The organism is Mesorhizobium sp. P171375 (genome assembly GCF_057786075.1).
On the sequence record NZ_JBYNWF010000001.1, the window covers coordinates 4152538 to 4170097 of the forward strand.

General features: G+C 63.5%; 17 protein-coding genes. 16 read left to right on the plus strand and 1 reads right to left on the minus strand.

Annotation, left to right across the window (positions count from 1 at the left end; all coding sequences use genetic code 11):
- The first annotated feature begins 124 nt into the window (after positions 1-124).
- The 8 genes from ldtR to ACYHH6_RS20095 all read left to right on the plus strand — a co-directional run bounded on the left by ldtR (position 125) and on the right by ACYHH6_RS20095 (position 7854).
- On the plus strand, positions 125-640 hold the full coding sequence (gene ldtR, locus ACYHH6_RS20060; RefSeq protein WP_112562982.1) for a transcriptional regulator LdtR: 516 nt from the start codon (positions 125-127) through the stop codon (positions 638-640).
- Positions 641-694: 54 nt separating this feature from the next.
- Entirely contained in the window at positions 695-1207 is a 513-nt protein-coding gene (locus ACYHH6_RS20065) for a hypothetical protein (RefSeq protein ID WP_352589353.1), read from the plus strand.
- A gap of 344 nt (positions 1208-1551) precedes the next feature.
- Entirely contained in the window at positions 1552-2805 is a 1254-nt protein-coding gene (locus ACYHH6_RS20070; protein WP_352589350.1) for a L,D-transpeptidase family protein, read from the plus strand.
- Between the two features lie 520 nt (positions 2806-3325).
- Positions 3326-4639, plus strand: a complete 1314-nt coding sequence (gene glyA, locus ACYHH6_RS20075; RefSeq protein WP_352589347.1) for a serine hydroxymethyltransferase — start codon at positions 3326-3328, stop codon at positions 4637-4639.
- 79 nt (positions 4640-4718) lie between these two features.
- Positions 4719-5306 (plus strand): hypothetical protein, encoded by a 588-nt coding sequence (locus tag ACYHH6_RS20080; protein WP_352589345.1) that lies wholly within the window; start codon positions 4719-4721, stop codon positions 5304-5306.
- 247 nt (positions 5307-5553) lie between these two features.
- Positions 5554-6048 carry a transcriptional regulator NrdR gene (gene nrdR, locus ACYHH6_RS20085; protein ID WP_023669351.1) on the plus strand — a complete coding sequence of 165 codons (495 nt, stop codon included), beginning with the start codon at positions 5554-5556 and terminating at the stop codon, positions 6046-6048.
- A gap of 2 nt (positions 6049-6050) precedes the next feature.
- Positions 6051-7172 carry a bifunctional diaminohydroxyphosphoribosylaminopyrimidine deaminase/5-amino-6-(5-phosphoribosylamino)uracil reductase RibD gene (ribD, locus tag ACYHH6_RS20090; RefSeq protein ID WP_352589342.1) on the plus strand — a complete coding sequence of 374 codons (1122 nt, stop codon included), beginning with the start codon at positions 6051-6053 and terminating at the stop codon, positions 7170-7172.
- A gap of 64 nt (positions 7173-7236) precedes the next feature.
- Positions 7237-7854, plus strand: coding sequence for a riboflavin synthase (locus ACYHH6_RS20095; RefSeq protein WP_352589339.1), 618 nt, complete (start codon positions 7237-7239; stop codon positions 7852-7854).
- A gap of 13 nt (positions 7855-7867) precedes the next feature.
- Here the strand turns inward: ACYHH6_RS20095 and ACYHH6_RS20100 are convergent, their stop codons facing one another.
- Positions 7868-8515, minus strand: coding sequence for a glutathione S-transferase family protein (locus tag ACYHH6_RS20100; RefSeq protein WP_352589336.1), 648 nt, complete (start codon positions 8513-8515; stop codon positions 7868-7870).
- A 224-nt stretch (positions 8516-8739) separates the two neighbouring features.
- Between ACYHH6_RS20100 and ribH the strand changes: the two genes are divergently transcribed.
- From ribH to ACYHH6_RS20140, 8 genes are all read left to right on the plus strand, one after another.
- The gene (gene ribH, locus ACYHH6_RS20105) at positions 8740-9234 is read left to right on the plus strand and encodes a 6,7-dimethyl-8-ribityllumazine synthase (protein WP_352589333.1); all 495 of its coding nucleotides are present in this window, start codon (positions 8740-8742) and stop codon (positions 9232-9234) included.
- The gene (nusB, locus tag ACYHH6_RS20110) at positions 9231-9722 is read left to right on the plus strand and encodes a transcription antitermination factor NusB (RefSeq protein WP_352589330.1); all 492 of its coding nucleotides are present in this window, start codon (positions 9231-9233) and stop codon (positions 9720-9722) included. Before ribH ends, nusB begins: the two co-directional genes overlap by 4 nt.
- Positions 9719-10951, plus strand: coding sequence for an MFS transporter (locus tag ACYHH6_RS20115; protein ID WP_352589328.1), 1233 nt, complete (start codon positions 9719-9721; stop codon positions 10949-10951). The genes nusB and ACYHH6_RS20115 overlap by 4 nt, the downstream gene beginning before the upstream one ends.
- Positions 10952-11107: 156 nt before the next feature.
- Positions 11108-12019, plus strand: a complete 912-nt coding sequence (gene osmF / locus ACYHH6_RS20120; RefSeq protein WP_352589326.1) for a glycine betaine ABC transporter substrate-binding protein OsmF — start codon at positions 11108-11110, stop codon at positions 12017-12019.
- A 55-nt stretch (positions 12020-12074) separates the two neighbouring features.
- Entirely contained in the window at positions 12075-13238 is a 1164-nt protein-coding gene (locus ACYHH6_RS20125) for an ABC transporter permease (RefSeq protein WP_352589323.1), read from the plus strand.
- On the plus strand, positions 13235-14173 hold the full coding sequence (locus ACYHH6_RS20130) for an ABC transporter ATP-binding protein (RefSeq protein ID WP_352589321.1): 939 nt from the start codon (positions 13235-13237) through the stop codon (positions 14171-14173). The genes ACYHH6_RS20125 and ACYHH6_RS20130 overlap by 4 nt, the downstream gene beginning before the upstream one ends.
- Entirely contained in the window at positions 14170-14922 is a 753-nt protein-coding gene (locus ACYHH6_RS20135) for an ABC transporter permease (RefSeq protein WP_352589318.1), read from the plus strand. The genes ACYHH6_RS20130 and ACYHH6_RS20135 overlap by 4 nt, the downstream gene beginning before the upstream one ends.
- A 261-nt stretch (positions 14923-15183) precedes the next feature.
- Positions 15184-17325, plus strand: coding sequence for a sodium-translocating pyrophosphatase (locus ACYHH6_RS20140; RefSeq protein ID WP_352589315.1), 2142 nt, complete (start codon positions 15184-15186; stop codon positions 17323-17325).
- Positions 17326-17560: the final 235 nt, after the last annotated feature.

Sequence of the window (17560 nt, forward strand, 5' to 3'; positions counted from 1 at the left end):
AACCTATTACCGGTAAGCTCTTGTTAGCCCTAGCGTTTAAGTCGAATTTTATGAGTATTCGATAGTGTCGCGATCAAGGTGAAAAACAAAAAATCACCAGGGCGACAAACGAGAGGCAAAGACAATGATCAATTCGCGTCCGGCGGCGAAGACCGCCAACGTATCCGACGATCGCCGCGAGGCTATCCGTACGCTTTACATGGAATCGCTGCAGCTGGTGGAGCGTCTGCATCGCCGTCTGCTTGACGTGATCAAGGACGAGTTCGACCGCAACGGCCGTTCCGACATCAATGCCATCCAGGCGTTGCTGCTGTTCAACATCGGCAATTCCGAGCTGACCGCCGGCGAGCTGCGCTCGCGCGGCTACTACCTCGGCTCGAACGTCTCCTACAATCTGAAGAAGCTGGTCGATCTCGGCTTCATCAACCACCAGCGCTCGCGCATCGATCGCCGTTCGGTCCGCGTCTCGCTGACGCCGAAGGGCAACGAAGTGGCCGACGTCGTCGCCGGTCTCTATGAGCGCCATGTCGGCTCGATCGAACAGGTCGGCGGCATCAACAGCGAAGAGTTCAAGCAGATGAACCGCGCGCTGCAGCGGCTGGATCGGTTCTGGAACGACACCATCGCCTATCGGATGTAATCCGGACATCGAATCGTGAGCCGCGCCATAAGAAGCGCGGCCGGGGGAAAGCAAATGAAGGACCGGCGCCGGGGGGCGTCGGTCCTTTTTGCGATCATGGCCGTGACACCATTTGACCATGCCGCCGCGCCTTGCTGCGGTTTGCTTTCGCCTCCGCAATGCCTAATCTCACCGCCCGGAGGGGACAGCATGCGTTTAGGCAACAATCTCAAAATCTATCCGGTCGCAATGATGCTCTTGGCCGCGCCGCAAATGGCGTTTGCGCAGGAGTGGTGGCAAGGCGCCTTCGCCAGCGAAGGCTCAAGCCCGTGCGACAACAATGACTCCATCGTGACGTTCACCGACAAATCGGCCGACATGTGGGAAGTCGGCTGTAGCGTCCAAAAAGTCCAGAAACTGAAAGGCCTGGACGCCATCATTCTCGACATGACCTGCTCGGACGATGAGCAAAGCGTCGACAAAAGACGAACGCTGTTGCTCAAGCTCGATGACAACAAGATGCTGCGCTATCCGGAAAACCAGGTGCTGCAGCGCTGTTCGGAGCTGGAAGGCAACCCCAGGAACTGAGCCGGGCCAGCGAGCCTCGGCCTTGAAGGAACAGTCAGGGAACGGTGCCGAAAAGCACCGGTCATTCCATTTCAGATCGCCGGCGTGTCCAAATTCGGCGCGAAGCCACGTTGCCGCCATATTCGCGGTGGAAGCGAGGATGCGGGTGATGCAGCGGCGAAAGCCATTGGCGCGCCTGTAAGGTCGCATCGCGGTTCGCTTTTCACGGCTAAGTGATGCAGGTCATGGTTGGCTAATTGTTAACAGTGCCAACTTTAGAGTGCGGGCGATATCGCCCAATGATCGTGCAAGTAGCCGAAGCCAAACGCTACAAGCCAAGTGCTACAAGAATGTCTGGAACGTCCATGAGAACAAGCCGCCGCTTTTTCCTATCCGGAGCCTCCGCGCTCGCCGTCGCCATGGTCGCCAATGCAGCCAGTGCGCAGGATGTCATCGACGATATCCTGAAATCCTCAGCCCGTGGCAATTGGGACGACCAGTTCGACGCCCGCGCCTCGGAAGGCGGCAAGGTCGCCTCGACGCTGCCGATCTTCAGCCTGCAGACGGTTGCCTTCACGGAGCAGGCCGTGGCGCAGTACCAGAACATTGTCGCCCAAGGCGGTTGGGAAGAGGTACCGGCGACCAAGAAGCTGCAACTTGGCGTCGACGATCCGGATGTCGTACCGCTGCGCAAGCGGCTTATAATTTCGGGCGACCTGGCGCAGAGCGCCGGCATTTCGACGTCGTTCGATTCCTATGTCGACGCCGCGGTCAAGCGCTTCCAGGCGCGCCATGGCCTGCCGGCAGACGGCGCCATGGGCAAATACACTTATGCCGCGATGAACGTTTCGGCGCAGATCCGGCTCGGCCAGCTGCAGACCAATCTGGAGCGGCTGCGCGAAAAGGCCGGCACGCTGGGCAGCCGTTATGTGCTGGTCGATATTCCGGCGGCACAGATCGAGGCGGTCGAGAACGACCGCGTGGTGCTGCGCCACACCGCAATCGTCGGCAAGATCGACCGCCAGACCCCGGTGGTCAATTCCAAGATCAACGAGATCATCGTCAATCCCTATTGGAACGCGCCTGTCTCGATCGTGCGCAAGGATATCATTCCGCTGATGCGGAAGAACCCCGACTATCTCAAGGACAGCCACATCCGCCTGTTTGCGCCGGATGGCAGCGAAGTCGACCCGATGACTGTCGACTGGTCGACGGACGATGCTGAAAAGTACCGCTTCCGCCAGGATCCGGGCTCCGGCAATGCCATGGCCTCGGTCAAGATCAACTTCCCGAGCCCGGACGGCGTCTATATGCACGACACGCCGCAGCAGAGCCTGTTCGGCAAGATGATGCGTTTCGATTCCTCGGGCTGCGTGCGCGTGCAGAACGTGCGCGACCTCGTCACTTGGATCCTGCGCGACACGCCCGGTTGGGACCGCCAGCATTTCGAGGCGACCATCAAGACCGGTGAGAACACGCCTGTGCAGGTCGTCAACCCGGTACCGGTGCACTTCCTCTATCTGTCGGCGTGGTCGACGGGTCCGGGCGTTGTGCAGTTCCGCGACGACGTCTACGCACTCGATGGCGCCCAAGAACTTCAGATCACGTCTGCGCTCTAAGCGGCTGATCTCGTTTGGAAAAAAGCCGCCGCCAAGGCGGCTTTTTTGTTCCGGCACTGGTCGCGGGCCCGGATCAGTCTTGGAAGTTGCAGGAACGGCAGCGTCGCGTATCCCGGAACGGCTCCAAGGCGAGCTATCCAGGAGATATGCGGCGCCGGCGCCTCACTCAAGTCTTGAAACGACGGGCGGCTTGAGCTCGAAATGCGGCTTGCTGGCATCGAAGCCGAGCGCACCGCCGTGCGCGACATGTTCCGCAGCGGCGTTATCAACGACCATACGCACGATCACTGTTTACCGAGATCACGCTTACTGAAGCCTTGCTCCAGGGGCGGCACGAGCGGAAATAGCGACCTGGGGTCCGCTCTGGCGCAATCCGGCCAGCAAATTTCGCGCCGCAAACGTGGCGAGGCCAAAACAACTGTGTTAATGGCGCGGCAATGCGTGTCGCCCAGAACTGCGCAGCGGTTTTGGGGCAGCGATATGCATAGGTAAATTGCCCCGAACCGGAGGATTTCAGGCCATGGCAACTGCAGCGGCAGCGTCGAACAAATTCGAGTCTTTCTTCGAAACCACGCTTGCCGATGCCGATCCGGATATTTTCGGCGCCATCCGCAATGAACTTGGCCGCCAGCGCCATGAGATCGAGCTGATCGCCTCGGAAAACATCGTTTCCCGCGCCGTGCTTGAGGCGCAGGGGTCGATCATGACCAACAAATATGCCGAGGGCTATCCGGGCAAGCGCTACTATGGCGGCTGCCAGTTCGTCGATGTCGCCGAAGAACTCGCCATCGAGCGTGCCAAAAAGCTGTTCGGCTGCAACTTCGCTAACGTCCAGCCGAATTCCGGCAGCCAGATGAACCAGGCGGTCTTCCTGGCGTTGCTGCAGCCCGGCGACACCTTCATGGGCCTCGATTTGAATTCCGGCGGCCATTTGACCCACGGCTCGCCCGTCAACATGAGCGGCAAATGGTTCAAGGTCGTGTCCTACGGCGTGCGCAAGGACGACCATCTGCTCGACATGGATGCGATCGAGAAGACCGCGCATGAGACCAAGCCGAAGCTGATCCTGGCCGGCGGCACCGCCTATTCGCGCATCTGGGACTGGAAGCGCTTTCGCGAGATCGCCGACGCGGTCGGCGCTTATCTGATGGTCGACATGGCCCATATCGCCGGCCTCGTCGCCGGCGGCGTGCATCCCTCACCGCTCCCGCATGCCCATGTCGTCACGACCACCACGCACAAGTCGCTGCGCGGCCCGCGCGGCGGCATGATCTTGTGCAATGACGAGGACGTCGCCAAGAAGATGAACTCGGCCGTTTTCCCCGGCCTGCAGGGTGGTCCGCTCATGCATGTCATCGCAGCCAAGGCGGTCGCCTTCGGCGAAGCGCTGAAGCCGAGCTTCAAGGTGTACGCCGAGAGCGTTGCCGCCAACGCCAAGGCGCTGGCGTCGAGCCTCCAGGAAACCGGCCTCGATATCGTTTCCGGCGGTACCGACAATCATCTGATGCTGGTCGACCTCAGGCCCAAGAACGCCACCGGCAAGCGCGCCGAGGCGGCGCTCGGCCGCGCCAACATCACCTGCAACAAGAACGGCATCCCCTTCGATCCGGAAAAGCCTTTCGTCACCTCGGGCGTTCGCCTTGGCACGCCGGCCGGCACCACGCGCGGCTTCGGCCAGGCCGAGTTCCGCGAGATCGGCAAGCTGATCGCCGAGGTGCTGGACGGGCTGAAGGTTGCCAATTCCGACGAAGGCAATGCCGCGGTCGAGGCGGCGGTGAAGGCCAAGGTCATGGCGCTGACCGATCGTTTCCCGCTCTATCCCTATCTCGGTTGACCACACGCCGCGCGTCGTCTTTTATCCCGCGCTCCGCGCCGCTCCTGTTCGGGTGGCGCGGCCTACTGGAGATTTGATGATGCGTGTGTACCGTCCTGCTATTCTGGCTCTCTTCGGCTCGCTTGCCGCTTTCACTGTGTCGGGCGCGGTTGCCCAGGAGCAGACGCAGCCGAGCACGGACATGCCGACGACCACCACCTTTGGCAGGTGGACCACCATCATCGATGCGCTCGATACCGGCCAGGATTCGCACAAGACCTGCGCCGCCTCCACCGCCTTTCTCGATGGCAGCGGCAATGCGGGCACGCTGACGCTTTCGATCTCGACCGGCGACGCCCTGCCGCCCGACGCCTATCCGGCCATCATGATCACGGTCGCCAACAAGGAGCTACCGACGGGCAAGAAGATCGCGGCGACATTCGGCGACCCCGGCGTCAAGGTTTCCGCGACGGTCTATTCCAATGATGCCGCCGGCCGCCCGAGCTGGACAGTCGACAACCAGGCCAAGACCAGCCTCGCGCTGCTGCGTGCCATGCGCCAGGTCATCTCGCTCGATGTGACGTTCGGCAAGCAAACTGTCGCCAGCATCCCGATGGATGGTTTCACCAAGGCTTACCGCAACCTCGGAACGTCCTGCGGCTTCCCGACCAAGGACGTCGCGCCCTGACGTATCTGGCGCGGCTGGCAATTTTCCTCGCGCCTCGCTATCTCTGAGGGAGCGAGCGGCCTTTGCCGAACCTTTGCCCGTCCCGGCAAAAACCTCTAAGCCTCTCGTCTAAAGCATGATCCCGAAAAGTGGGAACCGGTTTTCGGAAAAGATCATGCTCAACAAAGAGATAGATCAGGATACCGATTCGGTCATTCAACCAAACGTCATCCTGATCTAGCCAGAATCGCCAACCCGAAGGCTCTCCATGCGCTGTCCCTATTGCCAGTCCGAAGATACGCAGGTGAAGGATTCGCGCCCCGCCGAGGATGGCGCGGCGATCCGCCGGCGGCGCGTCTGCCCCGATTGCGGTGGCCGTTTCACCACCTTCGAACGCGTCCAGTTGCGCGACCTCGTGGTGGTGAAGAAGTCCGGCCGCAAAGTGCCGTTCGACCGCGACAAGCTGCTGCGCTCGGTCGAGATTGCGGTGCGCAAGCGCAATGTCGATCCCGAACGCATCGACCGCGCAGTGACCGGCATCGTGCGCCAGCTCGAAAGCTCCGGCGAGACGGAAATCGCCTCGGGCGAGGTCGGCCGTCTCGTCATGGAGGCGCTGAAGTCGCTCGATGACGTCGCCTATGTCCGCTTCGCCTCGGTCTATCGCAATTTCCGCGAGGCCAAGGATTTCCATGACGTGCTGGGGGAACTCAAAGGTGACGAGCTCAAGGGCGACGAGCTGAAGAGCGAAGAGGACGCCGGCTGAGCATGGCAGCGCCTGGCAAAGCTGAACAGGAAGCTCTCGATCGTCGTTTCATGGCGGCAGCGCTGCGGCTGTCGCGCAGAAATGCCGGCCGCACCTCGACCAACCCTTCGGTCGGCACGATCATCGTTCGCGATGACGGCGCCGGGCCGATGATCGTCGGCACCGGCGTCACCGCCGTCGGCGGCCGGCCGCATGCCGAGACCGAGGCGCTGGCTGAGGCGGGTGAGCTCGCGCGTGGCGCCACGGCTTACGTCACTCTCGAGCCCTGCGCCCATCATGGCCGCACCCCGCCTTGCGCCAATGCGCTGGTCAATGCCGGCGTGGCGCGGGTGGTGGGCGCTGCCAGCGATCCCGATCCGCGCGTTTCCGGCAAGGGCTACGCCATCCTGCGCGCCGCGGGTATCGAGGTGGTCGAAAAGGTGCTGGCCGCGCAAGCCGCCGAGCAGATGGCCGGCTATCTCACTCGATCGCTGAAAAAGCGTCCGGAAGTGATTCTGAAGCTTGCGCTTTCCAGCGACGGCAAGATTGGCATGCATGGCGCCGGCCAGGTTACGATCACCGGCGATATTGCACGCCGCGAAGTCTATCTGATGCGGGCAGAGGCCGACGCCATACTGGTAGGCATCGGCACGGCGCTGGAGGATGATCCGGCGCTTACCGTGCGGCTGCCGGGGCTGGAGAACCGCTCGCCGGCGCGCATCGTACTCGATCGCCAGATCCGGCTTCCGGAAGCCTCGAAGCTGGTCTCCGGCATCGACCGGGTGCCGCTCTATATCGCCGCCTGCCTGGAGGCCGACCCGTTGCGGCGGTCGGTGCTGGAGCGTGCCGGCGTGCGCTTCATCGGCACCGAAACCCATGAAGGCGGCGTGGCCCTGCCGGAACTGCTTGAGGATCTCGGCGCGCTCGGCATGGCCAGCGTTCTGGTCGAAGGCGGCGCCAAAGTGGCCAGCGCCTTTCTCGCCGAGGGACTGGTCGACCGCATCGTGCTGTTCCAGGGGCCGGAGGCGATCGGCGAGGACGGCATTGCATCGCCCATCGACGCCAACCATATCCCGGCAGGCTTTCGCAAATTGCGCGAGATGCGCTTCGGCGAAGACGGCTATGCCGAATGGATACGACCATGATCCCAAAAAGTGGGAACCGGGTTTTGGGAAAGATCATGGTCAAAGTGAAAGATAGAGATTTCTGATGTTTACCGGAATTGTTACGGATGTCGGCACCGTCGCCTCGGTGCGGCCGCTTAGGGAAGGGGTGGGCCTGCGCATCGACACCGCATACGACCCGCAAGGCATCGCCATCGGCGCGTCGATCTCCTGCGGCGGTGTCTGCCTGACGGTGACGGCGCTGCCCGACAGCGGCTCGAATGCGCGCTGGTTCGAGGTCGAGGCCTGGGAAGAGGCGCTTCGGCTGACGACAGCAATGGGCTGGAAATCCGGTACCCGGATCAATCTGGAGCGGGCGCTGAAGATCGGCGACGAACTCGGCGGTCACATCGTCTCCGGCCATGTCGATGGCATGGCCGAGATCGTCGAGCGCAAGGACGAGGGCGACGCCGTGCGCTTTACGCTCGAGGCGCCGCGCACACTGGCCAAATTCATAGCGCCCAAAGGCTCTGTCGCGCTCGACGGCACCTCGCTCACCGTCAACAAGGTCGAGGGCACCCGCTTCGACGTGTTGTTGATCGACCATTCGCTGACCGTCACCACCTGGGGCGAGCGCAAGGTCGGCGACCGCGTCAATCTCGAGATCGACACCATGGCCCGCTACGCGGCGCGCCTGGTCCAGGCGGCGAAAGAGGGTTTGTAACCTTCAGGTGGCTTCAACGCGCTGACGGGGCGTTGACCGCAAATTGCGCGGCGAAAGCCCTGATATAAGCGGGCCGGGCTTCTCCGCGCGCGACATAGGCAGCCAGGTTTTGATATTCGTCCAGGATGCCTGACATTCTCAGCCGCAGCAGCACGGATACCATCAGCAAATCGCCCGCGCTGAACGCACCATCGAGCCAGTCGGCGGCGCCCAAATGAGCCGAAAGCTTGTCCAGCGGGGCGCGAACACGGTCCTTTACCAGGGGTAAGCGCTCCTTGCTCCAGGGCTTGTCGGCTTCGAATATCCTTGCCGTCGTCAGTTCGAGGATCGGCGGCTCGACAGTGTTGAGGGCGGCAAACATCCACGTGATGGCGCGCGCCCGCGCATCGCGATCCCCAGGCAGCAGCCCCGCATGCTGCTCGGCAAGATGAAAGACGATCGAGCCGGTCTCGAACAGGCGGAGGGAACCTTCCTCATAGGTGGGGATCTGGCCGAAGGGATGGATGGCCAGATGGTCAGGCGCCTTCATCCCCGCGAAGGACACGAGACGAACCTCATAGGGCTGGCCCACTTCTTCGAGCGCCCAGCGAACGCGTGTATCGCGCGCCAGTCCCTTGCCGCCATCGGGCGATCGCTCAAAGGCAGTGATGGTGATTGTCATCGCATTCGTTTCCTTGCCTGGGCGAATTTCTTCCGCCTCCTATCACAAGACGAATGTATCTCCCGAAAGTCGACATCGGTCCTGAACTATTTTCATTGCCGGGCGCAGTTCGCGAATGCCCGCTCCCGAGGTCGAGGTAGCACGGAAATTGGTCTGGCCCTTCGGACAAAGCTTGCGAATGCGGCCGCTTCGGCCTAAGTCACCGGCGACCCCCGGAGACATTTATGGCTGGCACATCCCAACACGGCAAAGCGTTCATCCGCCCGAAGAAGAAGGCCCACCTTCTGATCATCGAGGCACGTTTCCATGATGATCTTGCCGACGCGCTGCTCGACGGCGCGACAAACGCACTCGACGAAGCCGGCGCGACCTATGACGTCGTCACCGTTCCCGGTTCGCTGGAAATTCCAGCCGTGATCACGTTTGCGCTCGACGGCATGGGCGAAGGCGGCAAGGACTATGACGGTTTTGTCGCGCTCGGCACCATCATCCGCGGCGACACCTATCACTTCGATATCGTTGCTAATGAATCGAGCCGTGCGCTGATGGATCTGTCCGTGCAGGAAGCGATCCCGATCGGCAACGGCATCCTGACGACCGAGAACGATGTGCAGGCCTGGACGCGCGCCAAGCGCACGGAAGGCGACAAGGGCGGCTTTGCCGCGCGCGCGGCACTCACCATGATCGCGCTCAAAGAGCAACTGGGAGCGCAATCGTGAGCGAACCCGCTTCGCCCGGTCCGCGCCATGCCAACAAGCGTGGCGCTGCCCGTCTGGCCGCCGTGCAGGCGCTTTACCAGATGGACGTGGCCGGCAGCGGCGTCTTCGAGATCACGGCGGAATACGAGGCGTTCCGGCTTGGCAAGGAAGTCGACGGCGCGCTTTATCGCGAGGCCGACGCGCAATGGTTTCGCGCCATCCTGACCGGCGTCGTCGAGAACCAGAAGACCATCGATCCGATCATTCGCCAGGCGCTGACCGAGGACTGGCCGTTGTCGCGGCTGGATTCGACGCTGCGCGCCATCCTGCGCGCCGGCGTCTATGAGCTAATGAAGCGCGACGACGTGCCGGTGGCCGTCATCGTTTCGGAATATGTCGACATCGCCAAGGCCTTCTACGAGGAAGACGAGCCGAAGCTGACCAATGCCGTGCTCGATCGCGTGTCGCGCCGCGTGCGCGGTGAGGGGCGCGGCAAGGACGCGTCGTGACCGACGCGGTCGCCGGGGCAGCAAGGGAAGCGCGCCGCACGGCGATCATCCTGGCAGCGTCGCAGGCGATCATCGGCTCTGCCGCCCCGATCGCCATTTCCATGGGCGGACTGGCCGGGCAATATCTGCTCGGCCCCGACAAGTCGCTGGCGACCGCGCCGATCACTGGCTTCAATATCGGCGTGGCGCTCGGCGCGTTGCCGGCCGCCGCCATCATCCGCTGGCTCGGCCAGCGCGGCGGCTTCATGACCGGTACCATCGTCACTGCACTCGGCGGAGTTGTCTCCACGCTGGCGCTGTATCAGGCCAGCTTCTGGCTGTTCGCTTTCGCCCTGCTGGTGATCGGCGTCGGGGGCGCGTTCGTCCAGCAATTCCGCTTCGCCGCCGCCGATAACGCACCGCCCGAATTCAAGGCGCGCGCCATTTCCTTCGTTCTGGCCGGCGGCATCATCACCGCCATACTCGGGCCGCAGATCGTCATCTTCACCCGCGAATTGCTGGCGCCCGTGATGTTTGCCGGATCCTTCGTGGCCATCCCGGTGCTGGCTGCGGTCGGCGCCATTATCCTGTCGTTCCTTCGCATCCCGGCCAAGGCCGCCGGCCACACCGAAGTTGCGTACAGCGACGCCCGGCCGCTATCCGACATCGTCACCCGGCCGCGTTTCGTCGCGGCGCTGTTCTGCGCCGTCGGCAGCTACGCGCTGATGAGCTTCGTCATGACCGGCGCGCCTCTGGCCATGGTCGGCTGCGGCCTGTCGACGGATGACGCCACGCTTGGCATTTCCTGGCACGTGATGGCGATGTTTGCGCCGAGCTTCTTCACCGGCTCGCTGATCCATCGCTTCGGCGCCGAACGCGTCGTTGCCACCGGCCTGGTGCTGCTCGTCGGTTGCGCCGCGGTAGCGCTGTCAGGCCTGCATCTATGGCAGTTCTGGACGGCGCTGATCCTGCTTGGCCTCGGCTGGAATTTCGCCTTCATCGGCGCCACTTCAATGGTCGCCGACAGCTACCACCCCTCCGAAAAAAGCAAGGTGCAGGGCTTCCACGATTTCGTCCTGTTCGGCTCCGTCGCTTTCGCCTCGCTGATGTCGGGCGCGGTCTACAATGCCTGGGGCTGGGAGATGCTGAACTGGCTCGTCTTCCCGGTCGTCGCACTGTGCTTCGTGGCGCTGGGTGCGCTCAAGCTGACCGGATTGCGCAAAGCCGGCGCCCCAGATCATCTTGCTTGACACGGCCTGTCAGCATGGCGCTGGCCGAAATCGCGGCGACGGCACAAAATTATTGCGCCTGCGCCACTTGTTATGAAACCGTGTGCCCCGACGGGGCGTTGAAGCCATGCTCATATGCGGCCGCCGCATTCCGGTTCAAAGCAAGAGGTTTTCATAATGTTCTCAGTCAAGGTTCTGGCTAGCGCGGCATTGGCGCTTGGCATCACCGCGGCTTCCGCCAATGCCCAGGTGGTCGTCTCCTCGAAGATCGACACCGAGGGTGGCGTGCTTGGCAACATCATCCAACTGGTGCTGAACGCCAACAACATCAAGACCACCGACCGCATCCAGCTCGGCGGAACGCCGGTTGTGCGCAAGGCGATCACCGCCGGCGAGATCGACATCTATCCCGAATACACCGGCAACGCCGCCTTCTTCTTCGAGAAGGCCGACGATCCGGTCTGGAAGGATGCCGCAAAGGCCTATGAGACCGCCAAGAATCTCGACTACGACGCCAACAAGATCGTCTGGCTGTCGCCGTCGCCGGCCAACAACACCTGGGCGATCGCGCTGCGCAAGGAGGTTGCCGAGACCAACAAGCTGGCGACGCTCTCCGATTTCGGCAAATACGTCGCGGGTGGGGGCAAGGTGGTTTTGGCCGCCTCGGCCGAATTCGTCAATTCGGCGGCAGCCCTGCCGGCCTTCCAGACCACGTATGGCTTCACGCTCAAGCCCGACCAGTTGATCACGCTGTCGGGCGGCGACACCGCGGCGACCATTGGCGCGGCCGCCAACCAGACCAACGGCGCCAACGCCGCCATGGTCTACGGCACCGATGGCGGTATCGCGCCGTCCGGCCTGGTCGTGCTCGACGACGACAAGGGCGTGCAGCCGGTCTACCAGCCGGCGCCGATCATCCGTGAAGCCGTGCTGAAGGAGCACCCCGAGATCGAGACGCTGCTCAAACCGGTCTTCGCCAAGCTCGACCTCGTCACGCTGCAGGATCTCAACGGCCGCGTCCAGGTCGGCGGCGAGCCGGTCAAGGGCGTTGCCGAGGACTTCCTGAAGAAGAACGGCTTCCTGAAGTAAGGCGATTCCGGCGCGCTGCTTGCGCGGTGCGCCGGATCGACTGACGGGGGAGGGCGTGAATATCCGTTTGGACAAGCTCGGCATCGTCATCGCGGCGATCGTTGCCTATGCAGCGTTCTTCGCCTCGTTCGCCGCCTTCCGCGCCAACCGCATCGTGCCGGGCGAGGCGCGTTCGATGCTGGAGGCGTTGCCTCCGGTCATCGGTCCGCTGCTGCTGGCGATCGTCGTCGTGGCCGCGATCATTGCCTTGCTGAAGACTCCTCTTGTGCTGCGCTTGGCCGCCAGCGTGGTGGCGCTCGCAGCTCTTGCGATTCTGATCGGCGTTGCCGGCACCTTCCTGACGCCGGCAGGAAACACCTTCGCCCGCATCTCGCCGGCCTCCGGCTTCTGGCTGCTGATCTTCGCCTTCACGCTGCTTTTGGCCGATGTGCTGACAAGGCTCAACCTGTCGCCCCTGGCCCGCGTCGGTGTGCTCGTCATCGCGGCGCTCGCCATCGGCTCGTTGCTGACATCGGGGCAGTGGGATAGCCTGTCGATCCTCAAGGAATATGCCAACCGCACCGACAGTTTCTGGGCCGAAGGCTCCAAGCACATCACGCTGGCGCTGGGCTCGCTGGCGGCGGCGGTGATCGTCGGCCTGCCGCTCGGCATTCTGTGCCATCGCGTCGAACGGTTGCGCGCCGGCGTGCTCAATGTGCTCAACATCGTCCAGACTATACCCTCGATTGCGCTGTTCGGCCTGCTGATCGCGCCGCTCGGCTGGGTGGCCGCGCATGTTCCAGGTGCTGCGGCGCTCGGTATCAGAGGCATCGGCACCGCGCCGGCTTTCGTCGCTCTGTTCCTCTATTCGCTGCTGCCGGTGGTGGCCAACACGGTGGTCGGCCTTGCCGGTGTACCCCGCGCGGCCAACGATGCCGCGCGCGGCATGGGCATGACCGACCGCCAGCGCCTGTTCGGCGTCGAGTTCCCGCTGGCCTTTCCGGTCATCCTCACCGGCATCCGCATCGTGCTGGTGCAGAACATCGGCCTGGCCACCATCGCCGCCCTGATTGGCGGCGGCGGCTTCGGCGTGTTCGTGTTCCAGGGCGTCGGCCAGACGGCGATGGATTTGGTGCTGCTCGGCGCCGTGCCGACGGTGGCGCTGGCCTTCGCCGCGGCTATCATCCTCGACGCAGTGATCGAAATGACCGCCACCAAGCGCAGGGTTGAAACGGCATGATCGAGATCGAAGGCATTACCAAGCGCTATGACGCCACGACTGTGGTCGACGACGTCTCGATGGTCATCGAACCGCGCACGGTCTGCGTCATCGTCGGCACCTCCGGTTCCGGCAAGACGACGCTGCTGCGAATGATCAACCGGCTGGTCGAGCCGACCGCTGGTGTGATCAAGCTCGACGGCAACGACAACCGCTCGCTGCCGGGCTATGAGCTGCGCCGCAGCATCGGCTATGCCATCCAGGGCCACGGCCTGTTCCCGCACCGAACGGTGGCGCAGAACATCGCCACCGTGCCAGTGCTGCTAGGCTGGGACAAGGACCGCATCAAGGCTCGCGTCGACGAGCTGATGACGCTCTACCAGCTCGACCCTCAGGCCTATGGCCCACGCTACCCGCACGAACTGTCCGGCGGCCAGCAGCAGCGCGTCGGCGTCGCCCGTGCGCTTGCTGCCGAACCCAATGTGCTGTTGATGGACGAGCCGTTCGGCGCGCTCGACCCGATCATTCGCACCAAGGCGCAGGAAGATTTGCTGGCGATCCAGAAACGCTTCGGCACCACCATCATCCTCGTCACCCACGACATGGAAGAGGCGGTGCATATGGGCGACAAGATCGCCGTCATGGATGCCGGCAAGCTGGTGCAATACGCCAAGCCGGAAGAGATCCTGGCCAAGCCCGCCAGTGCCTTCGTTGAAACCCTGGTCGGAGCCAGCGAAAAGCCGTTCCGGCTGTTGTCGCTTGGCCGTGTGCGCGATGCGGTGGAGCAGGGGACGGCCGAAGGCGAGGCGATCCCCGGTGACGCCAGCCAGCGCGACGCGCTGGCGGAGCTTCTGTGGTCGGGCCGACCGGCGCTGCCGGTCAAGGGCGACGACGGCAAGCCGCTCGGCCGCGTCACCGTCGACGGGCTGGTCAAGCGCGCGGCGAGGCCGGCATGAAAGCCTGGCTGCCTTCACTGCTCAGGCTTGCCCTGGGGGTGCTGCTTGTTGCCTTCGTCACCAATCCCGGCTGGTTCGAGCCGCTGCTGAAGCCGCTGACCGAAAACAACGCGCCGGCGATCTACAATCAGGGCAGCCTGCTGACGCTGACGCTGCTGCATCTCAGGACCGTGCTGATCGCTACTGTAGCCGCCACCATCGTCGCCGTTGCGCTTGCCATCCTCGTCACCCGGCCAGCCGGCGCCGAGTTCCTGCCGCTGTCGCGCAGCCTGGTCAATATCGGCCAGACCTTCCCGCCAGTGGCGGTGCTGGCGCTGGCGGTGCCCGCCGTCGGCTTCGGCGAGAAGCCGACGCTGATCGCACTGTTCCTCTACGGCCTGCTGCCGATCTTCGAGAACGCGCTGACCGGGCTGACGACGCTGCCGGGCAATGTCATGGAGGCTGCGCGCGGCGCCGGCATGACCGGCTGGCAAAGGCTGATCAAGGTCGAACTGCCGCTCAGCGCTCCGATCATTCTGGGTGGTATCAGACTGTCGGTGGTGATCAGCCTGGCCACCGCGACGATCGGCTCGACGGTTGCCGCCAAGACGCTGGGCGAGGTGATCATCGCCGGCCTGTTGTCCAACAACCTCGCCTTCGTCCTGCAAGGCGGCCTGATCGTCGCTGCCCTTGCAGTGCTGATCTATGACGGCCTGTCGGCGATCGAGCGCTACACCGCGCGCCGCATGGGGCAAGAGACCGGCGAGTGATGTGCGGCCAGGCCGCACGCCACGGTTGACTGACGCCGCGTCATTTCAATCGATCTAATAGCAAGGCATCAGCGGCGGGAATGTTCTGGCCTAACCCTTTTGGCTGAAAGCCGGGCAAAAACCGAACAATATCTTGACGTTCCGAGCCCTGTTTCGCATACACCGCTGCGAAGGACGGATTCCGCCTAGGCTTTATCCGCTCCCCGCACCAACGGCCCAGGGAGGGGTTCTTTTGGGCCACCAATCGAGGAAAATTCGGCAATGACCATCCTATACGCCGTCATCGCCTGCGGTTTGCTTTCAGTGCTCTACGCCATCTGGGCGACACGATCGGTCCTCGCGTCCGATCAGGGCAACGCACGCATGCAGGAAATCTCCGCCGCCATCCGCGAAGGCGCGCAGGCCTATCTGGCGCGCCAATACACCACCATCGCCATTGTCGGCGTGGTCGTGCTCATTCTCGCCTGGTGGCTGCTTTCGATCACCGCAGCGGTCGGCTTCCTGATCGGCGCCGTGCTTTCGGGCGCCGCCGGCTTCATCGGCATGCACGTCTCGGTGCGCGCCAATGTGCGTACCGCGCAGGCAGCGTCCAACAGCCTTGCCGCCGGCCTCGACATCGCCTTCAAGTCGGGCGCCATCACCGGCATGCTGGTGGCCGGCCTCGCGCTGCTCGGCGTCTCGATCTACTACTTGATCCTGACCGGCCCCATGGGCCTGCAGCCCAATGACCGCATCGTCATCGACTCGCTGGTTTCGCTCGGCTTCGGCGCTTCGCTGATCTCGATCTTCGCCCGTCTCGGCGGCGGCATCTTCACCAAGGGCGCCGACGTCGGCGGCGATCTCGTCGGCAAGGTCGAAGCCGGTATTCCCGAAGACGATCCGCGCAACCCGGCCACCATCGCCGACAATGTCGGCGACAATGTCGGTGACTGCGCCGGCATGGCCGCCGACCTGTTCGAAACCTATGCGGTGACGGTCGTCGCCACCATGGTTCTCAGCGCCATCTTCTTCGGCGGCACGGCGGTTCTCGGTGCTACGATGCTTTATCCGCTGGCCATCTGCGGCGCCTGCATCCTGACCTCGATCGTCGGCACCTTCTTCGTCAAGCTAGGTTCCAACGGCTCGATCATGGGCGCGCTCTACAAGGGCCTGATCGTCACCGGCCTGCTGTCGATCGCCGGCCTCGCCGTTGCCACTTCGGTATGCCTCGGCTGGGGCGAGATCGGCACCGTTGCCGGCATGGCCATCACCGGCAAGAACCTGTTCATCTGCGGCCTGATCGGCCTCGTGGTGACCGGCCTCATCGTGGTGATCACCGAATACTACACCGGGACCAACAAGCGCCCGGTGAACTCGATCGCCCAGGCTTCGGTGACCGGTCACGGCACCAACGTCATCCAGGGCCTCGCGGTCTCGCTGGAATCGACCGCGCTGCCGGCCATCGTCATCGTCGGCGGCATCATCTCGACCTACCAGCTTGCCGGCCTCTACGGCACGGCGATCGCGGTTACCACCATGCTCGGCCTTGCCGGCATGATTGTCGCGCTCGACGCTTTCGGCCCGGTCACCGACAATGCCGGCGGCATTGCCGAAATGGCCGGCCTGCCCAAGGAAGTGCGCCACTCCACCGACGCGCTCGACGCGGTCGGCAACACCACCAAGGCGGTGACCAAGGGTTACGCTATCGGTTCGGCCGGTCTCGGCGCGCTGGTGCTGTTTGCCGCCTATTCGAACGATTTGAAGTTCTTTGCCGCCAATGGCGACAAATATCCCTACTTCCAGGGCATGGGCGACATCTCCTTCGACCTATCAAACCCCTACGTCGTCGCCGGCCTGATCTTCGGCGGCCTGATCCCCTATCTGTTCGGCGGCATCGCCATGACGGCCGTCGGCCGCGCGGCGGGCGCTATCGTCGAGGAGGTGCGCAAGCAGTTCCGCGAGGATCCGGGCATCATGGCCGGCACCTCCAAGCCGAACTATGCGCGTGCCGTCGACCTTTTGACCAAGGCGGCGATCCGGGAAATGATCATCCCGTCGCTGCTGCCGGTGCTGGCGCCGCTCGTCGTCTATTTCGGTGTGCTGTTGATCTCGGGCTCGAAGGCATCCGCCTTTGCCGCCCTCGGCGCCTCGCTGCTCGGCGTCATCGTCAACGGCCTGTTCGTCGCCATCTCGATGACCTCGGGCGGCGGCGCCTGGGACAACGCGAAAAAATCGTTCGAAGACGGTTTTGTCGACAAGGACGGCGTCAAGCACCTCAAGGGTTCTGAAGCGCACAAGGCTTCGGTCACCGGCGACACCGTCGGCGATCCCTACAAGGACACCGCCGGTCCGGCGGTCAACCCGGCGATCAAGATCACCAACATCGTCGCGCTGTTGCTGCTGGCCGTGCTCGCGCACGGCTGAGGCAACGCCAGTGCTTTAGGAAAAAACCCGCGGGAGCGATCCCGCGGGTTTTTGTTTGAGAGTGCTGGACGGACGCGGGAAAGCTTTCCTAGCTCTCATCGGCTCGGCATCGCCTCGCTTGCTGTAGCGATCGAGCAATTCGCTTACGCCAGGCTCGCGCTCAGGCATCGGCGCCAGGCCACGCAGGCGCCGCAGATCGGCAACGAAGGCACCTTGCTTGTGCTTGCGGCGGAAG